The organism is Micromonospora sp. NBRC 110009 (assembly GCF_030518795.1).
Classification (GTDB): domain Bacteria; phylum Actinomycetota; class Actinomycetes; order Mycobacteriales; family Micromonosporaceae; genus Micromonospora.
Genome location: NZ_CP130427.1, coordinates 5,283,880 through 5,301,682 on the forward strand (window position 1 = coordinate 5,283,880; position 17,803 = coordinate 5,301,682).

At 71.7% G+C, this 17,803-nt stretch carries 14 protein-coding genes; 9 read left to right on the forward strand and 5 right to left on the reverse strand.

The genetic code is table 11. From position 1 onward, the window contains the following. Positions 1-40: 40 nt before the first annotated feature. Positions 41-1,678, forward strand: a complete 1,638-nt coding sequence (locus Q2K19_RS25110) for a glycoside hydrolase family 10 protein (RefSeq protein WP_302764279.1) — start codon at positions 41-43, stop codon at positions 1,676-1,678. Between the two features lie 141 nt (positions 1,679-1,819). Continuing rightward, positions 1,820-2,677, forward strand: a complete 858-nt coding sequence (locus Q2K19_RS25115) for a TIGR03619 family F420-dependent LLM class oxidoreductase (RefSeq protein ID WP_302764281.1) — start codon at positions 1,820-1,822, stop codon at positions 2,675-2,677. A gap of 15 nt (positions 2,678-2,692) precedes the next feature. Here the strand turns inward: Q2K19_RS25115 and Q2K19_RS25120 are convergent, their stop codons facing one another. The 3 genes from Q2K19_RS25120 to Q2K19_RS25130 form a co-directional block, all read right to left on the reverse strand. Further along, a complete protein-coding gene (locus Q2K19_RS25120) occupies positions 2,693-3,106 on the reverse strand; it encodes a TIGR03668 family PPOX class F420-dependent oxidoreductase (protein ID WP_302764282.1) in 414 nt (137 codons plus the stop codon). A gap of 168 nt (positions 3,107-3,274) precedes the next feature. Next, positions 3,275-5,347 (reverse strand): phosphocholine-specific phospholipase C, encoded by a 2,073-nt coding sequence (locus Q2K19_RS25125; RefSeq protein ID WP_302764283.1) that lies wholly within the window; start codon positions 5,345-5,347, stop codon positions 3,275-3,277. Between the two features lie 137 nt (positions 5,348-5,484). Beyond that, positions 5,485-5,946, reverse strand: coding sequence for a hypothetical protein (locus Q2K19_RS25130; RefSeq protein ID WP_302764285.1), 462 nt, complete (start codon positions 5,944-5,946; stop codon positions 5,485-5,487). Positions 5,947-6,160: 214 nt separating this feature from the next. Between Q2K19_RS25130 and Q2K19_RS25135 the strand changes: the two genes are divergently transcribed. Further along, complete coding sequence (locus Q2K19_RS25135) at positions 6,161-6,982, forward strand: NAD(P)-dependent oxidoreductase (RefSeq protein WP_302764287.1); 822 nt, start codon at positions 6,161-6,163, stop codon at positions 6,980-6,982. Between the two features lie 102 nt (positions 6,983-7,084). Then, on the forward strand, positions 7,085-8,461 hold the full coding sequence (locus Q2K19_RS25140; RefSeq protein ID WP_302764288.1) for a transaminase: 1,377 nt from the start codon (positions 7,085-7,087) through the stop codon (positions 8,459-8,461). 31 nt (positions 8,462-8,492) lie between these two features. Here the strand turns inward: Q2K19_RS25140 and Q2K19_RS25145 are convergent, their stop codons facing one another. Further along, a complete protein-coding gene (locus tag Q2K19_RS25145) occupies positions 8,493-8,891 on the reverse strand; it encodes a VOC family protein (protein WP_302764291.1) in 399 nt (132 codons plus the stop codon). 112 nt (positions 8,892-9,003) lie between these two features. Next, the gene (locus Q2K19_RS25150) at positions 9,004-10,071 is read right to left on the reverse strand and encodes a LacI family DNA-binding transcriptional regulator (RefSeq protein ID WP_302764292.1); all 1,068 of its coding nucleotides are present in this window, start codon (positions 10,069-10,071) and stop codon (positions 9,004-9,006) included. A gap of 225 nt (positions 10,072-10,296) precedes the next feature. Here Q2K19_RS25150 and Q2K19_RS25155 point away from each other — a divergent pair, with 225 nt between their 5' ends. The 5 genes from Q2K19_RS25155 to Q2K19_RS25175 all read left to right on the forward strand — a co-directional run bounded on the left by Q2K19_RS25155 (position 10,297) and on the right by Q2K19_RS25175 (position 17,802). Further along, the gene (locus tag Q2K19_RS25155) at positions 10,297-11,247 is read left to right on the forward strand and encodes a LamG-like jellyroll fold domain-containing protein (RefSeq protein ID WP_302764295.1); all 951 of its coding nucleotides are present in this window, start codon (positions 10,297-10,299) and stop codon (positions 11,245-11,247) included. Between the two features lie 38 nt (positions 11,248-11,285). After that, entirely contained in the window at positions 11,286-13,391 is a 2,106-nt protein-coding gene (locus Q2K19_RS25160) for a PQQ-dependent sugar dehydrogenase (RefSeq protein WP_302764297.1), read from the forward strand. Between the two features lie 239 nt (positions 13,392-13,630). Beyond that, the gene (locus Q2K19_RS25165) at positions 13,631-15,760 is read left to right on the forward strand and encodes a ThuA domain-containing protein (protein WP_302764298.1); all 2,130 of its coding nucleotides are present in this window, start codon (positions 13,631-13,633) and stop codon (positions 15,758-15,760) included. Positions 15,761-15,913: 153 nt separating this feature from the next. Beyond that, entirely contained in the window at positions 15,914-16,420 is a 507-nt protein-coding gene (locus tag Q2K19_RS25170) for a SigE family RNA polymerase sigma factor (protein ID WP_302764301.1), read from the forward strand. Beyond that, positions 16,417-17,802, forward strand: a complete 1,386-nt coding sequence (locus tag Q2K19_RS25175) for a WD40 repeat domain-containing protein (protein WP_302764304.1) — start codon at positions 16,417-16,419, stop codon at positions 17,800-17,802. The genes Q2K19_RS25170 and Q2K19_RS25175 overlap by 4 nt, the downstream gene beginning before the upstream one ends. Position 17,803: the final 1 nt, after the last annotated feature.

Here is a 17,803-nt window from a genome sequence, read left to right on the forward strand (position 1 = left end):
CACTGTTCACCCTCCCGACCGGACTGGGCAGACTGGGCGGATGTCCTCCACCGCTCCGCCCGCTCACCGCCGTCGTACCTCCGCGCTCGTCGCGGCGATCGCCACGCTCGCCATGGCGCTCGGGGTGGGTGCGTGGTCGCTGCGGGACCAGGTTGTCGGCGACGGAGCTGCCCGGGATTCGGCGATCGACGCCGCCCCGGCGGACGGCACCCCCGGCTGCGCCGGGCGGCCGGTGCGGGCGCTGCGCGAGTTGCGCGGCATGTGGATCACGACGGTGAACAACATCGACTGGCCGAGCCGCCCCGGCCTGCCGGCCGAGACGGTGCGGGCGGAGTTCCGGGGCTGGCTGGATCTGGCCGTGCGGCGCCACCACAACGCGGTGTTCGTGCACGTGCGGCCGAGCGGGGACGCGCTCTGGCCGTCCCGGTACGCGCCGTGGTCGCAGTGGCTGACCGGGCGACGCGACGGCCGTGATCCGGGCTGGGACCCGATGGAGTTCATGGTCGCCGAGGCCCACGCGCGCAACCTGGAGTTCCACGCCTGGTTCAACCCGTACCGGGGTGGGCAGCCGGCCTCGGTGGGCGGCCCCGGGCCGCGGCTGGACCAGCTCGCCCCGACCCATCCGCTGCGCCGGCACCCGGACTGGGCGGTGACCTATCCCAGCGCCGACCGGCCCGGCAGCCGCCTCTACTTCAACCCGGGCATCCCGGAGGCCCGCACGTTCGTCGAGGACTCGATGCTGGAGGCGGTGCAACGGTACGACGTCGACGGGGTGCACTTCGACGACTTTTTCTACCCATACCCGGAGGCCGGGCAGGACTTCCCGGACGACGCGGCGTTCGCCCGGTACGGCCGCCGGTTCGCCGACCAGCACGCCTGGCGCCGGGACAACGTGAACACCCTGGTCCGGGAGATGAGCGAGCGGATCAAGGCGATCAAGCCGTGGGTGAAGTTCGGCATCAGCCCGTTCGGCATCTGGCGCAACCAGCGCACCGACCCGGCTGGCTCCGCCACCGCCGGGTTGCAGAGCTACGACGACATCTACGCCGACACCCGGCTGTGGGTACGGGAGCAGTGGCTGGACTACGTCGTGCCGCAGCTCTACTGGCACATCGGGTTCGGCAAGGCCGACTACGCCAAGCTGTTGCCCTGGTGGGCGGACACGGTGCGGGGCACCCGGGTACAGCTCTACATCGGCCAGGCCGACTACCGGGTGGGGGAGCGCGGCGCCTGGCGCGACCCGGCCGAGCTGGACCGCCAACTGGCCCTCAATCGGCGGTACGGGGTGAAGGGCAGTGTGCACTTCAGCGCCCGGCAGGTGCGCGCCGACAAGCTCGGGGCGGTCAGCCGGTACAGCGCAGCGCACTACGCCGCCCCGGCACTGCTGCCCACGATGGCGCAGCTACCGGCGGCGCCGCCAGCCGCACCGACGGTCGGCGCCGCGCGCCGTGCGGACAGCGGCGGAGTGGCGCTGACCTGGCGCGGGAACGGCGGCGCGAGCTTCGCCGTGTACCGGGTGGACGGCGACGCGGCCCGGCTCGTCGGCACCGTCCGCGGTACCGCGTGGGTGGACCGCACCGCCCCGGCCGATCGCTCGCTGTCCTACTGCGTGTCCGGCCTGGATCGCAGCGGGAACGAGGGCCGGCTCAGCGCGCCGACATCCGCACCCATCCGGTAGGGGGCGGACCTCGGCGGCTGCGCTCGCCGGCCGCAGGTCACGCGCCGTTCCGGTCCAGCACGGGTCGGAACTCGTTACCGTGTCGGGGTGGAGATTGGTTTCGCCCCACCCGTATCCGGCTCGTGGGCAACACCGGAGCACATGATCCACGTCGCCCGCCGCGCCGAGCAGCTCGGATACCACTCGCTGTGGACGTTCCAGCGCCTGTTGGTGCCAGCCGACCTCCACTGGAGCGAGACCTACCACAGCGTCCAGGACCCGCTGATCACACTAGCGTTCCTGGCGGCCCACACCCGGCGGATCCGGCTCGGCGTCGCAGTGCTCAACATGCCGTTCATCTCCCCGGTGGTGCTGGCCAAGCAGACCACGACGCTAGACATCCTCGCCGGCGGACGGCTCGACCTCGGACTCGGCCTCGGCTGGGCGGACGAGGAGTATCAGGCGACGGGTGCGACGAAGCATCGGCGGGGCCGTCTCGCCGAGGAGTTCCTCGCGGTCCTTCGCGCCCTCTGGCAGGACGACGTCGCCGAGCATCACGGTGAGTTCTACCAGGTGCCGCCGACCCGTCTCGAGCCGAAGCCGGTGCAGCGGCCGCACCCGCCGATCCTGCTCGGCGGCCACGCGCCCGCGGCGCTGGGCCGGGCGGGCCGGCTCGCCGACGGCTGGGTCAGCGGCAGCCAGGCGGACCTCATGAGCATCGGCGATGCGATCGCGACGGTACAGGCCGCTGCGGCGGACGCCGGGCGTGATCCGCGATCGTTGCGCTTCGTCTGTCGCGGCGCGGTCCGCGTGTGCCCGTCGAACCCGCCCGAGCGCCAGCCGCTCACCGGTACGCTGGAGCAGATCCGGTCGGATCTCGACCGGCTTGCCGAGGCGGGCATCACCGAATTGTTCGTCGACCTCAACTTCGATCCGGAGATCGGCTCACCCCGCGCGGACGTGCAGGCGTCACTGCGGCGGGCCGATGAGGTTCTTGACGCGCTGGCCCCGACCCGCTGACCCCAGGACGTGTGGTCATTCTGCGGCGGACCAGGCCGACCAGCGGGTCACCCGCACCGCCACCACCGGCCCGGCCGGCGGCCGCTGGACGTACTGCGGATACTTGTCGGCCAGCGCCGCGCGGGCTGCGGTCTCCTCCGCGCGGTCCTCCACCAGCCAGCCGTGCCCGTCCAGCCGGACCCACCACAGCCGCGACCAGTCCTCGTGGTACTCGTCGATCAGCAGGCAGGCGTTCCCGGTCGCCCGGATGTTCTCCAGACGGCGTAGCCGCCGGTGGCGCTTGGGCTTCTCATCGACCGCATGGTAGATGACGTCGCCGAGCAGGACGAAGCACACCGGCACCAGGTGCGGACAACCATCGGCCCCGACGGTGGCCAGCCGAGCCACCCGGGCCGCCCCTACCCGATGCCGGAGTTCGTCGGTGGGCACAGACCGACCGTAACAGCGGACGCTCGTCGCGGTGACTCCTTGTGACCGGGCGCGCGGTTTACGGCGTGGGGGTGGCGCTGGGTCCCGCGACGGGGCATCGGGGCGGCGTGACGGCCCGCACCGAGCGGGGCGGGCCGCCACGTCAGGCTGGGACAGCGACGGAACTGGTCAGATCAGTCCTCCCATGCCGGGGTCGCTGATGCTGGGCCTGCCGTTCTCGAGGTGACCGGCGTACCGGGACGCGAATCCCGCGTCGCCGGAGACCGTGATGGTCAGGTCGTACCATCCCCGGGTCCGCGCCAGCGACCACGACGCGGTCTTCGCGTCGCCCGGCTTGAGCGACAGCGTGGTGTTCCGGGACGAGTAGCCGTCCGCGATCGTCACCTCGGCGCGCTTCGTGCCCCTGTTGACCACCTCCAGGCTGATCTCGTGACCGTCCTCGGCGTACCGCGTCCGGGCGTCGAGCGCCACACCCGCGCCGCCGGTGAAGCGGCGGAAGAAGCCGTTGGGACCGTGCACCTGGAGGTCGTACCCGGACGCAGTGTCCCAGGCGTCGGTCACCTGCCTGCCCGGCTCCACTGTGTAACTGCGGGGAGGCTGCGCGGGGTCGGCGGAGCGGACGTGGAAGACACCCGTCGCGCCGCCCGAGTTGCGGAAGTCGATGCTGAACGACGTGGCGGCGGCGCGCCCGTCGACGTGGAAGGTGTAGGGGAGGGCCCGCGCGGGTCGTACCCCTCGTTCCTGGCCGGGCAGGCGTGGGTCCGCCGGCGGGACCGGGACCTCGTCGGGTTGGCGGGTGAGGTCGACGGGCTTCAGGTCGTCGGTGTCCGGCAGGGTGACCCGCGGCGAGGCGTTGGGGGTCCGGAAGTCGAACGCGCTGGTCAGGTCGCCGACCACCGCGCGGCGCCAGGGCGTGATGTTGGACTCGACCAGGTCGGCGTTGCCGCCCGCGAAGCGGGCTTCGAGGAAGCGGATCAACGACGTGTGGTCGAACACCTGGGAGTTGACCCAGCCGCCCCTGGTCCACGGCGACACGATGATCATCGGCACCCGGATGCCGAGGCCGTACGGACCGGCGGCCCGCCGGCCGTCGCCGGGGAAGACCTCGTTGGTCGTCGCCACGGTCGACTGGCCCTGGGCGCGGGTCTGCGGCGGGGTCGGCGGCACCAGGTGGTCGAAGAAGCCGCCCTCCTCGTCGTACGTGATGAACAGGGCCATCTTGCTCCAGACCGCCGGGTTGGCGGCCAGGATGTCGACGACCTGCGAGATATACCAGGCCCCGTAGTCGGGACCCCAGTTCGGGTGCTCGCTGTAGGCCTCGGGCGCGACGATCCAGGACACCTGGGGCAGCGTCCCGTTCTCGACGTCGCGACGGAAGTCGGCTAGCAGCGCCTCGGGGGAGCGGTCCTGCTTGAGGATCTCGGTCCCGGTCCTGGCGCGGTCGGCGAGCGGGGTGCCGGGCTGGGCGTTCTGGTACTGGTGGAAGTAGAGCAGCGAGTTGTCCCCGTAGTTGCCGATGAACGGGTCCCCGGTCCAGCCCCAGTAGCCGTCGGCGGTCAGGCCGAGGCCGACGTCCTGGTAGACCTTCCACGAGACGCCGGCACGCTGGAGCCGCTCCGGATACGTCGACCAGTCGTAGCCCGCCTCGGCGTTGTCGATGACCGGGCCGCCGGCCCTGCCGTCGTTGCCGACCCAGCCGGTCCACATGTGATAGCGGTTGGGGTCGGTCGACGCCAGCACCGAGCAGTGGTAGTTGTCGCACACGGTGAAGGCGTCCGCGAGGGCGAAGTGGTACGGCAGGTCGCTGCGCGTGTGGTGGGTCATGGTGACCACGCCCTTGTTGGGCACCCACCGGTCGTACCGGCCACCGTTCCAGGCGCCGTGGGTGTCGCTCCAGCCGTGCGGCGGATCGGGCAGGAAGGTCTGGCCCAGGTCCGGCACCTCGGGCCGGAACGGCAGCAGTTCACCCGTGCCGTTCGGCTGGTGCCACACGCTCTTGCCGGAGGGCAGCGTCAGCGGGTGCGGGTCGGAGAATCCCCGGACGCCGCGCAGGGTGCCGAAGAAGTGGTCGAAGGACCGGTTCTCCTGCATCAGGAAGATGACGTGCTCGACATCCTCGATGGAGCTGGTCCGATTGTTCGCCGGGATGGCGAGCGCCTTGCTGAAGTCCACCGGTAGGGCGGCTGCCGCCACCGGAGCGCTGAGCATCTTCAAGAACTTGCGACGGTCGACATTGGCCATGAGACACCACCTGATTCACACCGAACGGCTGGCGGGTGCACGCTATTGGCGTCAGGTGGACCGGACGTGTCCGTGACACGAGCGGTACGTCAACGGCCGGGGTGCCGAGGCACCCCGGCGGTCTGGTGACCCGTGACTCAGTTGGCGCAGGCGGTCGTGAGCTGCTTGACGGCGGTGTCCAGGGTCGTCCTGCTCGGCTTCTTCGCGGGCGCCGTCGCGTACGTGTCGGCGAGGTCGGACATGGCGGTCGCGACCTGCTTCGCGGCGGCGTTGACCGCATCGCTCGTGGTGAAGGTGTGCGCGTAGAACCCGGCGGCGCCGGCGGAATACTGGGCGCTGACCGCGGAGTGCCCGGCGGGCGGCCCGATCTTCTCCGCCTTGGCGACTTCCGCCATGGTGGACTTGATGTCGGCGCTCATCGTGGCGCAGGCGGCCTTGGTCTCGGCGTCCAGGCCCGCCACGGTGGCCGGGGTGGCCGACGCGTCGCCGCCGGTTCGTGGCGCGGCGGTGTCCGCCGCATCGGTGCCATCAGTGCAGCCCGCCATCACGACCATCGCCATGGCGACCGAGCTGAGCAGTCCAAGCCGGGCCGACCGCACAGTTTTCCTCCCCGTGGTCCCCCGTGTTCGCGGCCGAAACCTACCAGGTCTTGCGGTTGCCGGACGGCGGGATGATCAGCGGCGCTCACCGCCGAGTGAGTCTCCGCGGACCGGCCGCCCACGCCCGGCGTGCTGCCTACGCTGCCAGTGAGGCAGGGCGGGGGCGGCGATGACGCGGGTAGCGGTGCTCGGGCTCGGCGGCATGGGATCGCCGATGGCAGCCAACATCATCCGGGCCGGGTTGACCACGGTGGTGTGGAACCGGCGACCGGAGCCGGCGCGCGGGCTCGGCGAGCAGGGCGCCGAGGTCGCCACCAGCCCGGCTGACGCGGTACGCCAGGCGGACGTGGTGGTGACCATGGTGACGGACGCCGACGCGGTGCGGTCCATCGCGGTCGACCAGGGCATGCTCGCCGCGCTGCCCGACGGAGCGGTCTGGGCGCAGATGAGCACCATCGGGGTGACCGAGACCGAACGCCTGGCCGAGCTGGTCGGCGCGCAGCGTCCCGGGGTGACGCTGGTGGACGCCCCGGTGGCCGGCAGCCGGGGACCGGCGCAGCAGGGCAAGCTCGTCGTCCTCGCCTCCGGCCCGGAGCAGGTCCAGGCCCGGGTGGCGCCGGTCTTCGACGCGGTCGGGCAGCAGACCGTCTGGGTCGGGCCGGTCGGCGCCGGGTCACGGCTGAAGCTGGTCAACAACCTCGTGCTCGCCTTCGTCGCCGAGGGGGTGGCCGCGGCGGTCGCCCTCGGTGACACGCTCGGCCTGGACCGCAGCACGGTGCTCCAGGCCCTGCGCGGTAGCCCGCTGGTCTCGCCCTGGGCGGCCGAGAAACTGGAGCGCATCGGCCGGGACGACTTCACACCGCAGTACTCGCTCGACCTCGCGCTCAAGGATGTCGACCTGGCGTTGCGCGAGGTGCGGCCCGGCCGGTTCCCGGCAGCCGAGGCGCTCGCCGCGGAGTGGCGGCGGGCGGTCGAGCAGGGTCTCGGCCGGGACGATCTGACCGTCGTGACGCGGGCGCTGGAGGAGGCGGCATGAGGCGCCGCCGAACGCGTGCGGGATGATGCGCGACCCCACATCGGGCAGGAATCAGTCGTCCAGACACTGGTTTGCTGACGACTACGTTGCTACCGTCGCCGAATGCGTACGGATTTCGAAGCTGACGGGGTTGACCGCGCCCGCCTTGGCAGGCTGCTGGCTCGGGAACGGGCGGTGTTCGTCGACCGGCACCCCCGGTCCGCCGCCGCGTACGCCCGCGCCGACCACCTGTTCGGCAAGGTGCCGATGACGTGGATGAACAAGAACGCGGCCGGCTTCCCGGTGTACGTGGACCGGGCGCGCGGCGCCCGGCTCACCGACATCGACGGCAACGAGTACGTCGACTTCTGTCTCGGCGACACCGGGGCGATGGCCGGGCACTCGCCCGCCCCGGTCGTCGCCGCGGTCACCCGGCGGCTGGCCGAGTTGGGCGGCGCGAGCACCATGCTGCCCACCGAGGAGGCGGCCACGGTCGGGGCCGAGCTGAGCCGTCGCTTCGGCCTCCCCGCCTGGAGCTTCACGCTGACCGCCACCGACGCCAACCGGTGGGCGATCCGGCTGCTGCGCGCCGTCACCGGCCGTCCGCGCATCCTGGTCAACAGCTACTGCTACCACGGCTCGGTGGACGAGTCACTGATCGTGGTCGGCCCGGACGGTCGGCCGCGCAGCCGGGAGGGCAACGTCGGCGCCCCCTGCGACGTGACCGCGACCAGCCGCGTCGCCGAGTTCAACGACCTCGACGGGCTGGCCCGGGAACTCGCCCACGGCGACGTCGCCGCGGTGCTGATGGAGCCGGCGCTGACCAACATCGGCATCGTCCTGCCCGAACCGGGCTACCTCGACGGGGTCCGCGCGCTCACCCGACAGCACGGCACCTACCTGATCAACGACGAGACGCACACGTTCTCCGCCGGTCCGGGCGGCGCGACCGCCGCGTGGGGCCTGACGCCGGACGTGGTCACGATCGGCAAGGCCATCGGTGGCGGCGTCCCGGTCGGCGCGTACGGCCTCTCCGCCGAACTCGCCGCGGCGTTGACCGGCCGGGCGGACCTCGACCTGGTCGACATGGGCGGCGTGGGCGGCACCCTCGCGGGCAACCCGGTGTCGATCGCGGCCACCCGGGCCACCCTGCAGGAGGTGCTCACCGACGACGCGTTCGCCGGCATGATCGACGTGGCGACCGTCTTCGCCGACGGCATCCGCAAACTCGTCGGCGACTACGCGTTGCCCTGGTCGGTGAGCCAGCTCGGCGCGCGGGTGGAATACCGCTTCGCCACCCCGGCGCCGCGCACCGGCACCGAGTCCGCCGCCTGCGCCGACCCCGACCTGGAGGACTACCTGCACGTCTACCTGATCAACCGGGGCATCCTGCTGACCCCGTTCCACAACATGGCGCTGATGTGCCCGCAGACCACCGTCGAGGACGTCGCCCGGCACCACGAGGTCTTCGCCGACGCGCTCGGCGAGCTCCTCGGCTGAACGCCGGGCGGCCTTCCCATCGTGGTCTCGATCAGGCCGCCGTAACCATCCAGAGGTGCCCGTCGGGGTCGGCGAACGTGCCGACGTAGCCCCACGGCTGTGTGGTGGGCGGTGTCACCACCCGGGCACCCGCGGACCGGGCCCGCTCGACGATCCGGTCGACCTCGGCCGGGGTGTCGGCGGTCAGACCGAGCACACACTCGCTGCGGCCGCGCTCGGCCACCTCGTGATCGCGGATGACCCAGCCGAAGCCCCCGCTGGGCACCAGCATCAACCGCAGGCCGTCGTTCACGGTGAACTGCAGCGGCTCGGGGATCCCGTCCGCTGCCGGCTCACCGACCGTCGCCAGGCCGAGGGCGTCGGAGTAGAAGCGGTGCGATGTCGGGCGGTCGGCGATCGGCAGGCTGACGATCACGGGCGAGCCGGGCATGGTGGTACCTCCAGGTCGGAGCGGAGAAGCTTCACCGTGACAGACCGGCCGACCGGTCGAAACTCATCGTCCAACGCCGAGCGGTCCGGCAGGCGTTTTCACAGCCATGGGGTCAGCCGTTCGGCGCGGGTCCGGTCGAGTCGCGGACGATCAGGGTGTGGCCGGTGGGCCGCCGTCGTGGGCGGGTCGCCTTCGGCTTCAGGGCGAGGTTGAGTGCCATCCGCCCCATCTCGGTCATCGGCAGCCGCACGGTGGTCAGGCTCGGCGCCAGGTCGGCGGCGACCGACACGTCGTCGAAGCCGACCACCGACATGCGCTCGGGGACGGGAATGCGCCGGGCCCGCAGGATGGACAGCACGCCGATCGCCATGGCGTCGTTGAGCGCGATGATCGCGGTGCTGTCCGGGTGCTGCTCCAGGATCTGTTCGGCCGCCACCCGGCCGCCGTCGCGGGTGAAGTCGGAGTGGACGACCGGCAGCTGGGCGAGGGAGAGACCGTCGGCGGAGAGCGCGGCGGCCACCCCGGCGAGCCGGTCGGCCACTGTGGTCAGCCCTGCGGTGCCGGCGGCGACGGCGATCCGCCGATGGCCCAGCGCGAGCAGGTGGGCGCCGATGGCGCGGCCGCTGGCCTCGTTGTCCGGCACCACGGCGTCGACACCCAGCGCGTGCCGGCCGATGACGGCGACCCGCCCGCCGGCGCGCTGGAATCCTGCCAGTTCGGCACGGGCCTCGGCCTCCACGCGGGGGTCGTCGTAGCCGGAGCCGGCGATCAGGATGATGCCCACCCGCTGGGCGATGAGGTGCCGCAGTTGGCGTACCTCGTTCTCCGGGTCGCGGCCCGAGTGGGCGATCTGGACCAGCAGCCCTTCCTCGGCGGCGACCTCGATGACCCCGCTGGCGATCTCGGAGAAGTACGGGTCGTCGATCTGGTGGACGATCAGGCCGACGGTGGAACTGGCGCCCCCGGCGAGGGTGCGGGCGTAGGGGTTGGCCACGTAGCCCAGCTCGCGGGAGATCTGCCGGACGTGCTTGGCCACCTCTTCGCTGACGCCTTCCCGGCCGGCCAAGGCGCGGGAGGCGGTCGCCAGCGACACGCCGGCGCGTTCCGCCACGTCGGCGAGGCGCAGCCGTGGACCGGGTCGGGGCATCGGCAACTCCAGGGAGGCATTGATCCGCGCCATGCTCTTGCCCGTGGCGCAAGGCACAGCATAGGCTACGAAAGCGCTTACGTAAGCGCTTTCGTACGTACGGCAACACCGCTGTCCGACCGCCGTCCGGCCGGCCTGGCCAGCCCACCGTCCTGTCCAGACGTACTCAACTTCACCGATCCGAATGCGTTTTCGCGCCAGTCGCGTAAGCGCTTTCGTCCGTGCCCCACCGCGTACCGACGAACGGAGCACCTCCTCATGAGAAGATCCAGACGAGCCGTCGTCGCGGCCACCATGCTGCTGGCACTCGGCCTCACGGCTGTGGCGAGTCCCGCCCAGGCCGACCGGCCCGGCCCGTACGACGTCCACCCCGCCCTCTGGTCGCACCTGGTCGCCATGTACGACTTCGACCACCCGGTGCCCGGCGACGTCGCCCTCGAAGCGGACCAGGGCCGCTCCGGCACCGAGATCGCACTGGTCAACGGCGGCGCGGCCATGCGCGTGCCCGACGAGGCGTACAAGGGCAGCGGCAACGCCCTGCAGACCGGGCAGGTCAACCCAGCGGTCGCCGGCAACGACGACTGGAAGGCCGGCACCTTCTCCGCCAGCGGCGTGCCGACCCTGCACGCGTTCAGCAGCGCCGAAGGCGCGACCGTCATGGGCTGGTTCAAGCGCGACATGGACGGCCCGGCGCTCAACTCCACGACCGCCAACCCGGCCGACCGGTTCAACGCGATCGGTCTGGCCGGCGTGCTGACCGGCGACTCCGACGGGCACGCCGTGCGGGCCCTGCTCGAACTCATCGACGTCAACGGCGAACTGCGGCTGGTCGCCCTCGGCCGGCGCCTCGACGGCGGGTCCTCGCAGACCTTCGCCGCAAATGAGGACTGGCGGACCCTGCTCCCGAAGGGGGAATGGGTGCACCTGGCCGCCACCTACGACTTCACCACCGGCACCATGGCGCTCTACCGCAACGGCGAGCCGGTCGACGGCTTCTACACCACCGCCGGCGACCCGTGGAAGCTGACCGGGCCCGGCCCGTACGTCACCACCGCCAGCGACCCGCGCGGCATCAAGATCGGCGGCAGCTTCCCGCAGAACACCCTCGAGCGCAACCCGTGCGACTGCCGCATGGACGGCCTCATGTTCCTCGACAGCGTCATCCCGGCGACCGACATCGCCAAGCAGTACCGCTACATGGCCCGCTGACCATCCCTCGGCACCGTCCCACCGAGAAGGAGAACCGCGTGTTCATTCGCGCTGGCAGTACCGGCAGGCTCCGTAGAGCCGCGCTGACCGCCGGAGTCACTGCCGCCACCCTCGTCCTGTCCACCCTGGTCGCCGGCCCCGCCCGGGCCGACGGGGCCGTCTACGACCCGATCCGCGAGACGCCGACCCAGTCCCGGCTGGGGCTGGTCCTGCAGGAGTACGCTAGCTTCCCGCAGTCGACCCCCAACCCGGCCCCGGTCGACCAGCGCCTGGTCCGCAAGGCCCGGATCAACACCATCAGCGAGCTGCCCGACGGCTCCGGCCGCCGCGCGGTGCCGGACCTCAACGGCAACCTGTACTTCGTCGAGAATGGCGTGCCGCACGTCTACCTCGACGTGGCGGCCACCTTCGCACCCGCGTTCTTCTCCGGCCGCGGCCTCGGCCAGGGCTTCGGGTACGTCGCGTTCCACCCGGACTTCGCGCACAACGGCCGCTTCTACACCATCCACACCGAGCAGGCGTCGCTGGCCACCCGGACCCCGGACTACGCGCAGCCGAACACCATCTACCAGGGCGTCATCAACGAGTGGACCGCCACCGACCCGGCCGCCGACGCGTTCTCCGGCACCCACCGGGAGCTCCTGCGCATCGGCTTCGGCGGCCAGGTCCACGGCATCCAGGAGATCAACTTCAACCCGACCGCGAAGCCGGGCGACGGCGACTACGGGATGCTCTACCTGGCGGTCGGCGACGGCGGGCAGGGCTACCGCAACGGCGACCCGCAGAACATGGGCCTGCCGCACGGCAAGCTGCTCCGCATCGACCCGCAGGGCACCAACTCGCCCAACGGCCGGTACGGGATCCCGGCCGACAACCCGTTCGTCGGTAAGGCCGGCGCGCTCGGCGAGATCTACGCGGTGGGCTTCCGTGACCCGCACCGGTTCAGCTGGGACCAGGCCACCGGCCGGATGTTCCTCGGCCACATCGGCGAGCACGCCATCGAGTCGATCTACGAGGTCCAGGCGGGGGACAACTTCGGCTGGAGCGAGCGCGAGGGCTCCTGGGTCTTCGACAAGACCGCGACCAAGCCGTGCGACAAGCTCTACCCGCTGCCGGCCGACGACGCGAAGTACGGCTACACCTACCCGGTCGCCGCGTACGACCACGACCCGGCTGCGGGCTGGAACTGCACCTCCGACGTCGGGGTCGCGGTGGCCGGCGGGTTCGTCTACCGCGGCCACACCCTCCCGCACCTGATCGGCAAGTACGTCTTCGGTGACCTGGTCGACGGCCGGATCCTCTACACCGAGGCAAACGAGATGCGCCGCGGCGCGGGTCTCGCCACGATCCACCGGCTCGCCCTGTACACCACCGCCGGCGACCTGGTGCGCATGCAGGACCTGTCGAGCCCGGGCGCGCCCGGCGACCCGAACCGCGTCGACCTGCGCTTCGGCACTGACGCGGCCGGCGAGATCTACATCGTGGCCAAGGCCAACGGGAAGATCTGGAAGGTGGTCGGCACGAAGACGGTGGCGGAGGGCGACGTGGGTGACGCCAAGGTGGTCAACACCGGTGGCGCGGAGAACTGGACGCCGGTGACCCCGTCGAAGTGGCAGTTCGACGGCGACGAGGTGATCCTCGCCGAGGCCGGTGTCAGCCGCCCCGGCCCGCGCCGGCCGTTCGAGTACGCCATCGTCAACAAGGGACCGGCCTGGTCGTCGGTGCAGATCGACGCCAACGTACGCCTCGACACGCCGGTGGAGGTCAGCAACCGGGACATCATCATCGTCTTCGGCTGGCAGTCGGACACGCAGTACTACTACGCCCACCTGTCGACCGACAACACGATCTACCCGCACAACGGCATTTTCAAGGTCAACAACGCTGACCGGGAGCGCATCGACCACCAGTGGAACGGACGGTCCCGCGGCGCCAACCCGGCGATCACCGACGCCGACTGGCACAAGGTGCGGGTCGTGCACCTGCCCGCCACCGGCGAGATCGCCGTGTACGTCGACGGGCACCGGGATCCGCTGCTGACCGCGAAGGACAAGACCTTCAGCTCCGGTCGGGTCGGCTTCGGCTCCTTCGACAACATCGGCCGTACCCGTCTGTTCACCGTGACGGGCACGCCAGCCGCCTGACGTACGACCAGCGCGGGGGCGGCGGCAGACGATGCCGCCGCCCCCCTTGGCGTGCAAGGGATTTCTGCTGACTTCGGCACCGTACGGCCGGAACTTTCGATGATCTAAGGCAAAAGTTGCCTTGTCATCCATCTATCTTTCTGCTGTGGCCGACGATAGTCTCTCGCCGGGAGCACCACACTCGCTTGGCTCGTCGAGATCCGCCTCCACTTCCCGCGCTGGAACTGGAAAGGAACCACATGTCCAGCCAACCTCCGGTCGCACGAACCCTCAGCTCACACCCCCGATCGCACCGAGACACCCGCCGGCGTCTGCTGCGCTGCCTGGTCGCCGCCGTCCTACCGGCGGCCTCGCTGTCCGCCGGCGCCCTCGCCGTGGGCACCCCGGCCTGGGCCGCGCCCACCAGCGCGCCGGCCGTCCTGACCCCGACCGCCCCCACCGGCACCAACAACTGGTACCGAGGCCCGGTCACCCTGAACCTGTCCGCCACCGATGCGGCCAACGGGGTCCAGCGCCTGGAGTACCGGCTCGGCAACGCGGCCCCGTTCCAGACCGCGGCGTCCGCGGCCGCCCCGTACCCCGCCAGTCTGACCGGCTCGGTGCAGATCACCCAGGAAGGCGCCACCGCCGTCGGGTACCGGGCCATCGGCGGCGACGGCTCGGCCGAGGCTGTCCGCACCATCACCATCCGGATCGACACCGTGGCGCCGGTGGTCAGCTGGCCGGGGATCGTCGACGGGCACGTCGGCCACACCGCCACGCTGATCCCGACCCGGACCGATCCCGCGCCCGGCTCCGGGGGAGTCTTCGTCCATCGCATGTGGATCGACGGAAACGAGGTCACCCCGCTGCCCGTCGCCACCTCCACCCTGGCCACCGGTGGGCACACGATCAGCGTGGTGGCCAGCGACGCGGCCGGCAACGCGGCCCGCTTCGACCAGGCGTTCGTGGTGACCACGTCGTTCGCCGATCTGGACGCGCTCATCGCCGGCTTCGTCACCAGCGGGGCGATCAGCGCCGCCGCCGGGGACAGCCTGCGCGCCACGTCGGCGGAGGCGAGGAGCCTGGCGGACGCGGGCGACAGCACCGGTGCGGTGCGCGCCCTCAACCAGTTCGTCGCCGCCGCGCAGCGCGCGACGGAACCCGGCTCGGCCCGCGACACGCTGGTCGGTGACGCCCGCTACCTGCAGCGGCAGGTCACCAACACGCTGCCGGCGGAGCCGGCCACCGGCATGACCGTCACGCCGACCGCCGGACCGAAGCCGATCCCCGCGGCCACGCCGCTCGCGGCGTCCACGAACTTCCCCGGCGCCAGCTTCCGGGTGCTGTACTTCTCGGCCACCAAGGGCTTCCGGCACGACCACATCCCGGACACCGCCCTGCTCATCGAGCGGCTGGGCGAGCAGTACGGCTTCGACGTCGACATCTGGGACCCGAGGCTCGCCCCGGCGTCGCTGCCGAGCACGCCGTTCACCTCGGCCGCCGACCTGTCGAAGTACAAGACCATCATCTTCTCCTCGCCGGTGGACGGGACGAATCCCAACAGCGCACCGGACGCGGACGCGCTCAACGCCAGCGAGCTGGCCGCCTTCCAGGGGTACATCCGGGCCGGTGGCGGGTACCTCGGGCTGCACGGGGCGTCGGACGCGATCCACAACGTGCCCTGGTACCGCGACCTGGTCGGTGCGTGGTTCACCAACCACCCCGGCGGCCAGAACGGCGAAGGGACCTGCGGTAGCTGCATCAACGTGCGGGTCAACACCGAGGACCCCACGAATCCCGCCGTCGCGCACCTGCCGAAGACCTGGCTCACCATCGACGAGCTGTACAACTTCGACCACAACCCGCGCGCCGAGGTGCACACGCTGTTGAGCCTCGACGAGTCGTCGTACCAGCGGAGCCTCAACAGCGGCAACGCCGCGACCAACCCGCTGCGGCTGATGGACGGGGATCACCCGATCGCGTGGTGCCAGGAGTACGACGGCGGACGCGAGTTCTCGCTCATCCTCGGTCACGATCGCGCGCAGTACTACCGCGACCCGTTCACCCGGATCCTGCTGAGCGGTATCCACTGGACGGCCGGGCAGACCCAGGCGAACTGCTCGACCTTCCGGCAGACCCGGACGCTGATCACCAACGACGCCGACGCCGGTGCCCTGGACGCGAAGTCGGCCGCGGCCGCCTCCGCGCTGCTCGACGAGGCCCAGGCCGCCTACCTCGGGCTGGACTACAACACCGCGACCACGTCGCTCAACCAGATCATCGCGATCGCCGGTAACCCCGCCGCCGGCAGCGAGGCGGCGCGTGCCGAACTCGACCGCCAGGCCCGCCAGCTGCGGGACTGGATGTTGGCGTTGAAGCAGTCCTGACCCCCACGGCCGCCGGCCCGACTGCGGGCCGGCGGCCGTGCGCGGTCTCGTCCTCCCACCCGCGGGGAGGACGTTCGTCGTTGCCGCCGCCATTTCGATCACCCACAACCGAAACGGGTCCCGGGCCACTCGTAGTGTTGGTGGGAGGCCGGGTTGCGGAGTGAACGAGAGTACGTCGAGTACGTCCAGGCGCGCATGCCGTGGCTGCGGCGGCTGGCGTACCGGCTGTGCGGGCAGTGGTCGGTCGCCGACGACCTGGTGCAGGAGTGCCTCGTCGCGCTCTACCGGTACTGGCGCAGGGCGACGGCGGCGGACTCGCTCGACGCCTACGTCCGGGCGATGCTGGTCCACGCCTACCTGGCCGAGCGGGAGCGGTCCTGGACCCGCCGGGTCCGGCCCGTAGCCGACGTGATCGGGCCCTCGACGGTGCCGCTGGCCGGTGCCGAACACCGCATCGACCTGCTGGCCGCGCTCACGAAGCTGTCCCGGGGGCAGCGCGCGGTGCTGGTGCCGCGTTACTGGGAAGACCTCGACGTCGCGCAGACCGCGGCCGCGTTGGGCTGCTCGACCGGGACGGTCAAGAGCCAGACCGTGTACGCCATCGCGGCGCTGCGCCGCCTGCTGCCGAACTACGTGCCGGGAGGGTCGGACACGCCATGAGAGACCTGTTCGCCACCCTGCCGGACGATCCGCCGCCGCTGCCACCCGGCTACCTGGACACCGTGCTCACCCGGGGGCGCCGCTCGATCCGGCGCCAGCGGATCGGCGCGGCCGCGCTGTGGGCAGCCGTCGTGCTCGTCCTGGCCGTCCTGGTCGTCCCCGGCGTCCCGCTCCCCGTCCGGCCGGCCGGCCCGGCGACGCAGCCGAGCCTGCCGGACCGCTTCGCCGGGTACTCGATGCTCACCAGCACCGTCACGTCGGCTTCGCCCGGCCGCGCGATCGCCCTCTACGGCTACGGCAACGGCGAGACGGTCAACATGTTCCAGTCGCTGGTCGTCGGCGCGGACGGAGACACCTACCGGCGGGTCGACGCCATGGAGGAGCGGAACCGGCCGTCGGCGCTGCTCGCCCCGGACGGCACCCGCGTGCTGCTCGGCGACGAGCGCGGCGCGACCGCCGACCTGCTCCTGGTCGACCTCACGACCGGCAAGCGCCGATCCATCCCGCTCGGCGACCGGGTCGGCGTACGGCTGCTGGCCTGGTCGCCCGACGGCCGTCACGTCGCGTACAGCGCCGCGCCGCTGACCCGTTCGGCGGAGTTCGGCACCGTCAACTTCGTCGAGCCCGAGGTGGCCCGCACCGGCACGCTGCGGCTGCTCGACCTGCAGACCGGGCGCAGCACCGAGCTGCCGGCGATCAAGCCGGCGTGGACGGCGGCGTTCGCCCCGGACAGCCGGCGGCTGGCTGTGCAGGTCGGCCAGACGGCCCACCTCGTCGACGCCGACGGCCGCGAGTACGGCGCCGTCCCCATCCCGCGCGGACGGGAACTGGCCGCCGATGTCGGCTGGTCTTCGGACGGCGCGTTCCTCGCCACCGTGCCCTGGCTCTCGGACGGACCGTACAACGGCACCTCCGGCGGCGACACCGGCCACGGCACCTTCCTGTGGAAGGCCGGGGACGTCGTGTTCGTGCCCTTCCCGGGCGGCGGCACGGCACCGGCGCCGGTCCCGGACGTGGTGCAACTGCTCGGTTGGCGCTCGGCCGGCAGCGTGGTCGTCGCGGCCATCAACGCCGCAGGCCATGTGTCGCTGGTCGAGGTGCAACTCGGCAGCAACAGCCGCCGGACCTTGTCCCGCTTCGACACCGGTACCACCTGCGAGTTGGGCACCCAGGGCTGCCAGATGTTCGACCTGCACCTCGCCACCGGTCTGCTCACCGACCTGACGGTCCGGCAGGCCCGTCGCCCGCAGCGTGGCCCCTGGCCGGCGCTCGTGAACGCCGTCGCCGGCGTCGTCGTGCTCGGCGCCGCGTTCCTGCTGTGGCGCCGGATACGTCCGTCGACGCAGCCCCGACGACCCAGGATGGACCGACCGCGGCAGTAGG

Excerpts from the sequence above, each read along its gene's own strand:
- Q2K19_RS25110 (WP_302764279.1), top strand. The coding sequence starts at position 41 with ATGTCCTCCACCGCTCCGCCCGCTCACCGCCGTCGTACCTCCGCGCTC.
- Q2K19_RS25115 (WP_302764281.1), top strand. The coding sequence starts at position 1,820 with ATGATCCACGTCGCCCGCCGCGCCGAGCAGCTCGGATACCACTCGCTG.
- Q2K19_RS25125 (WP_302764283.1), bottom strand. The coding sequence starts at position 5,347 with ATGGCCAATGTCGACCGTCGCAAGTTCTTGAAGATGCTCAGCGCTCCG.
- Q2K19_RS25135 (WP_302764287.1), top strand. The coding sequence starts at position 6,161 with ATGGCAGCCAACATCATCCGGGCCGGGTTGACCACGGTGGTGTGGAAC.
- Q2K19_RS25140 (WP_302764288.1), top strand. The coding sequence starts at position 7,085 with ATGCGTACGGATTTCGAAGCTGACGGGGTTGACCGCGCCCGCCTTGGC.
- Q2K19_RS25145 (WP_302764291.1), bottom strand. The coding sequence starts at position 8,891 with ATGCCCGGCTCGCCCGTGATCGTCAGCCTGCCGATCGCCGACCGCCCG.
- Q2K19_RS25150 (WP_302764292.1), bottom strand. The coding sequence starts at position 10,071 with ATGGCGCGGATCAATGCCTCCCTGGAGTTGCCGATGCCCCGACCCGGT.
- Q2K19_RS25155 (WP_302764295.1), top strand. The coding sequence starts at position 10,297 with ATGAGAAGATCCAGACGAGCCGTCGTCGCGGCCACCATGCTGCTGGCA.
- Q2K19_RS25165 (WP_302764298.1), top strand. The coding sequence starts at position 13,631 with ATGTCCAGCCAACCTCCGGTCGCACGAACCCTCAGCTCACACCCCCGA.
- Q2K19_RS25175 (WP_302764304.1), top strand. The coding sequence starts at position 16,417 with ATGAGAGACCTGTTCGCCACCCTGCCGGACGATCCGCCGCCGCTGCCA.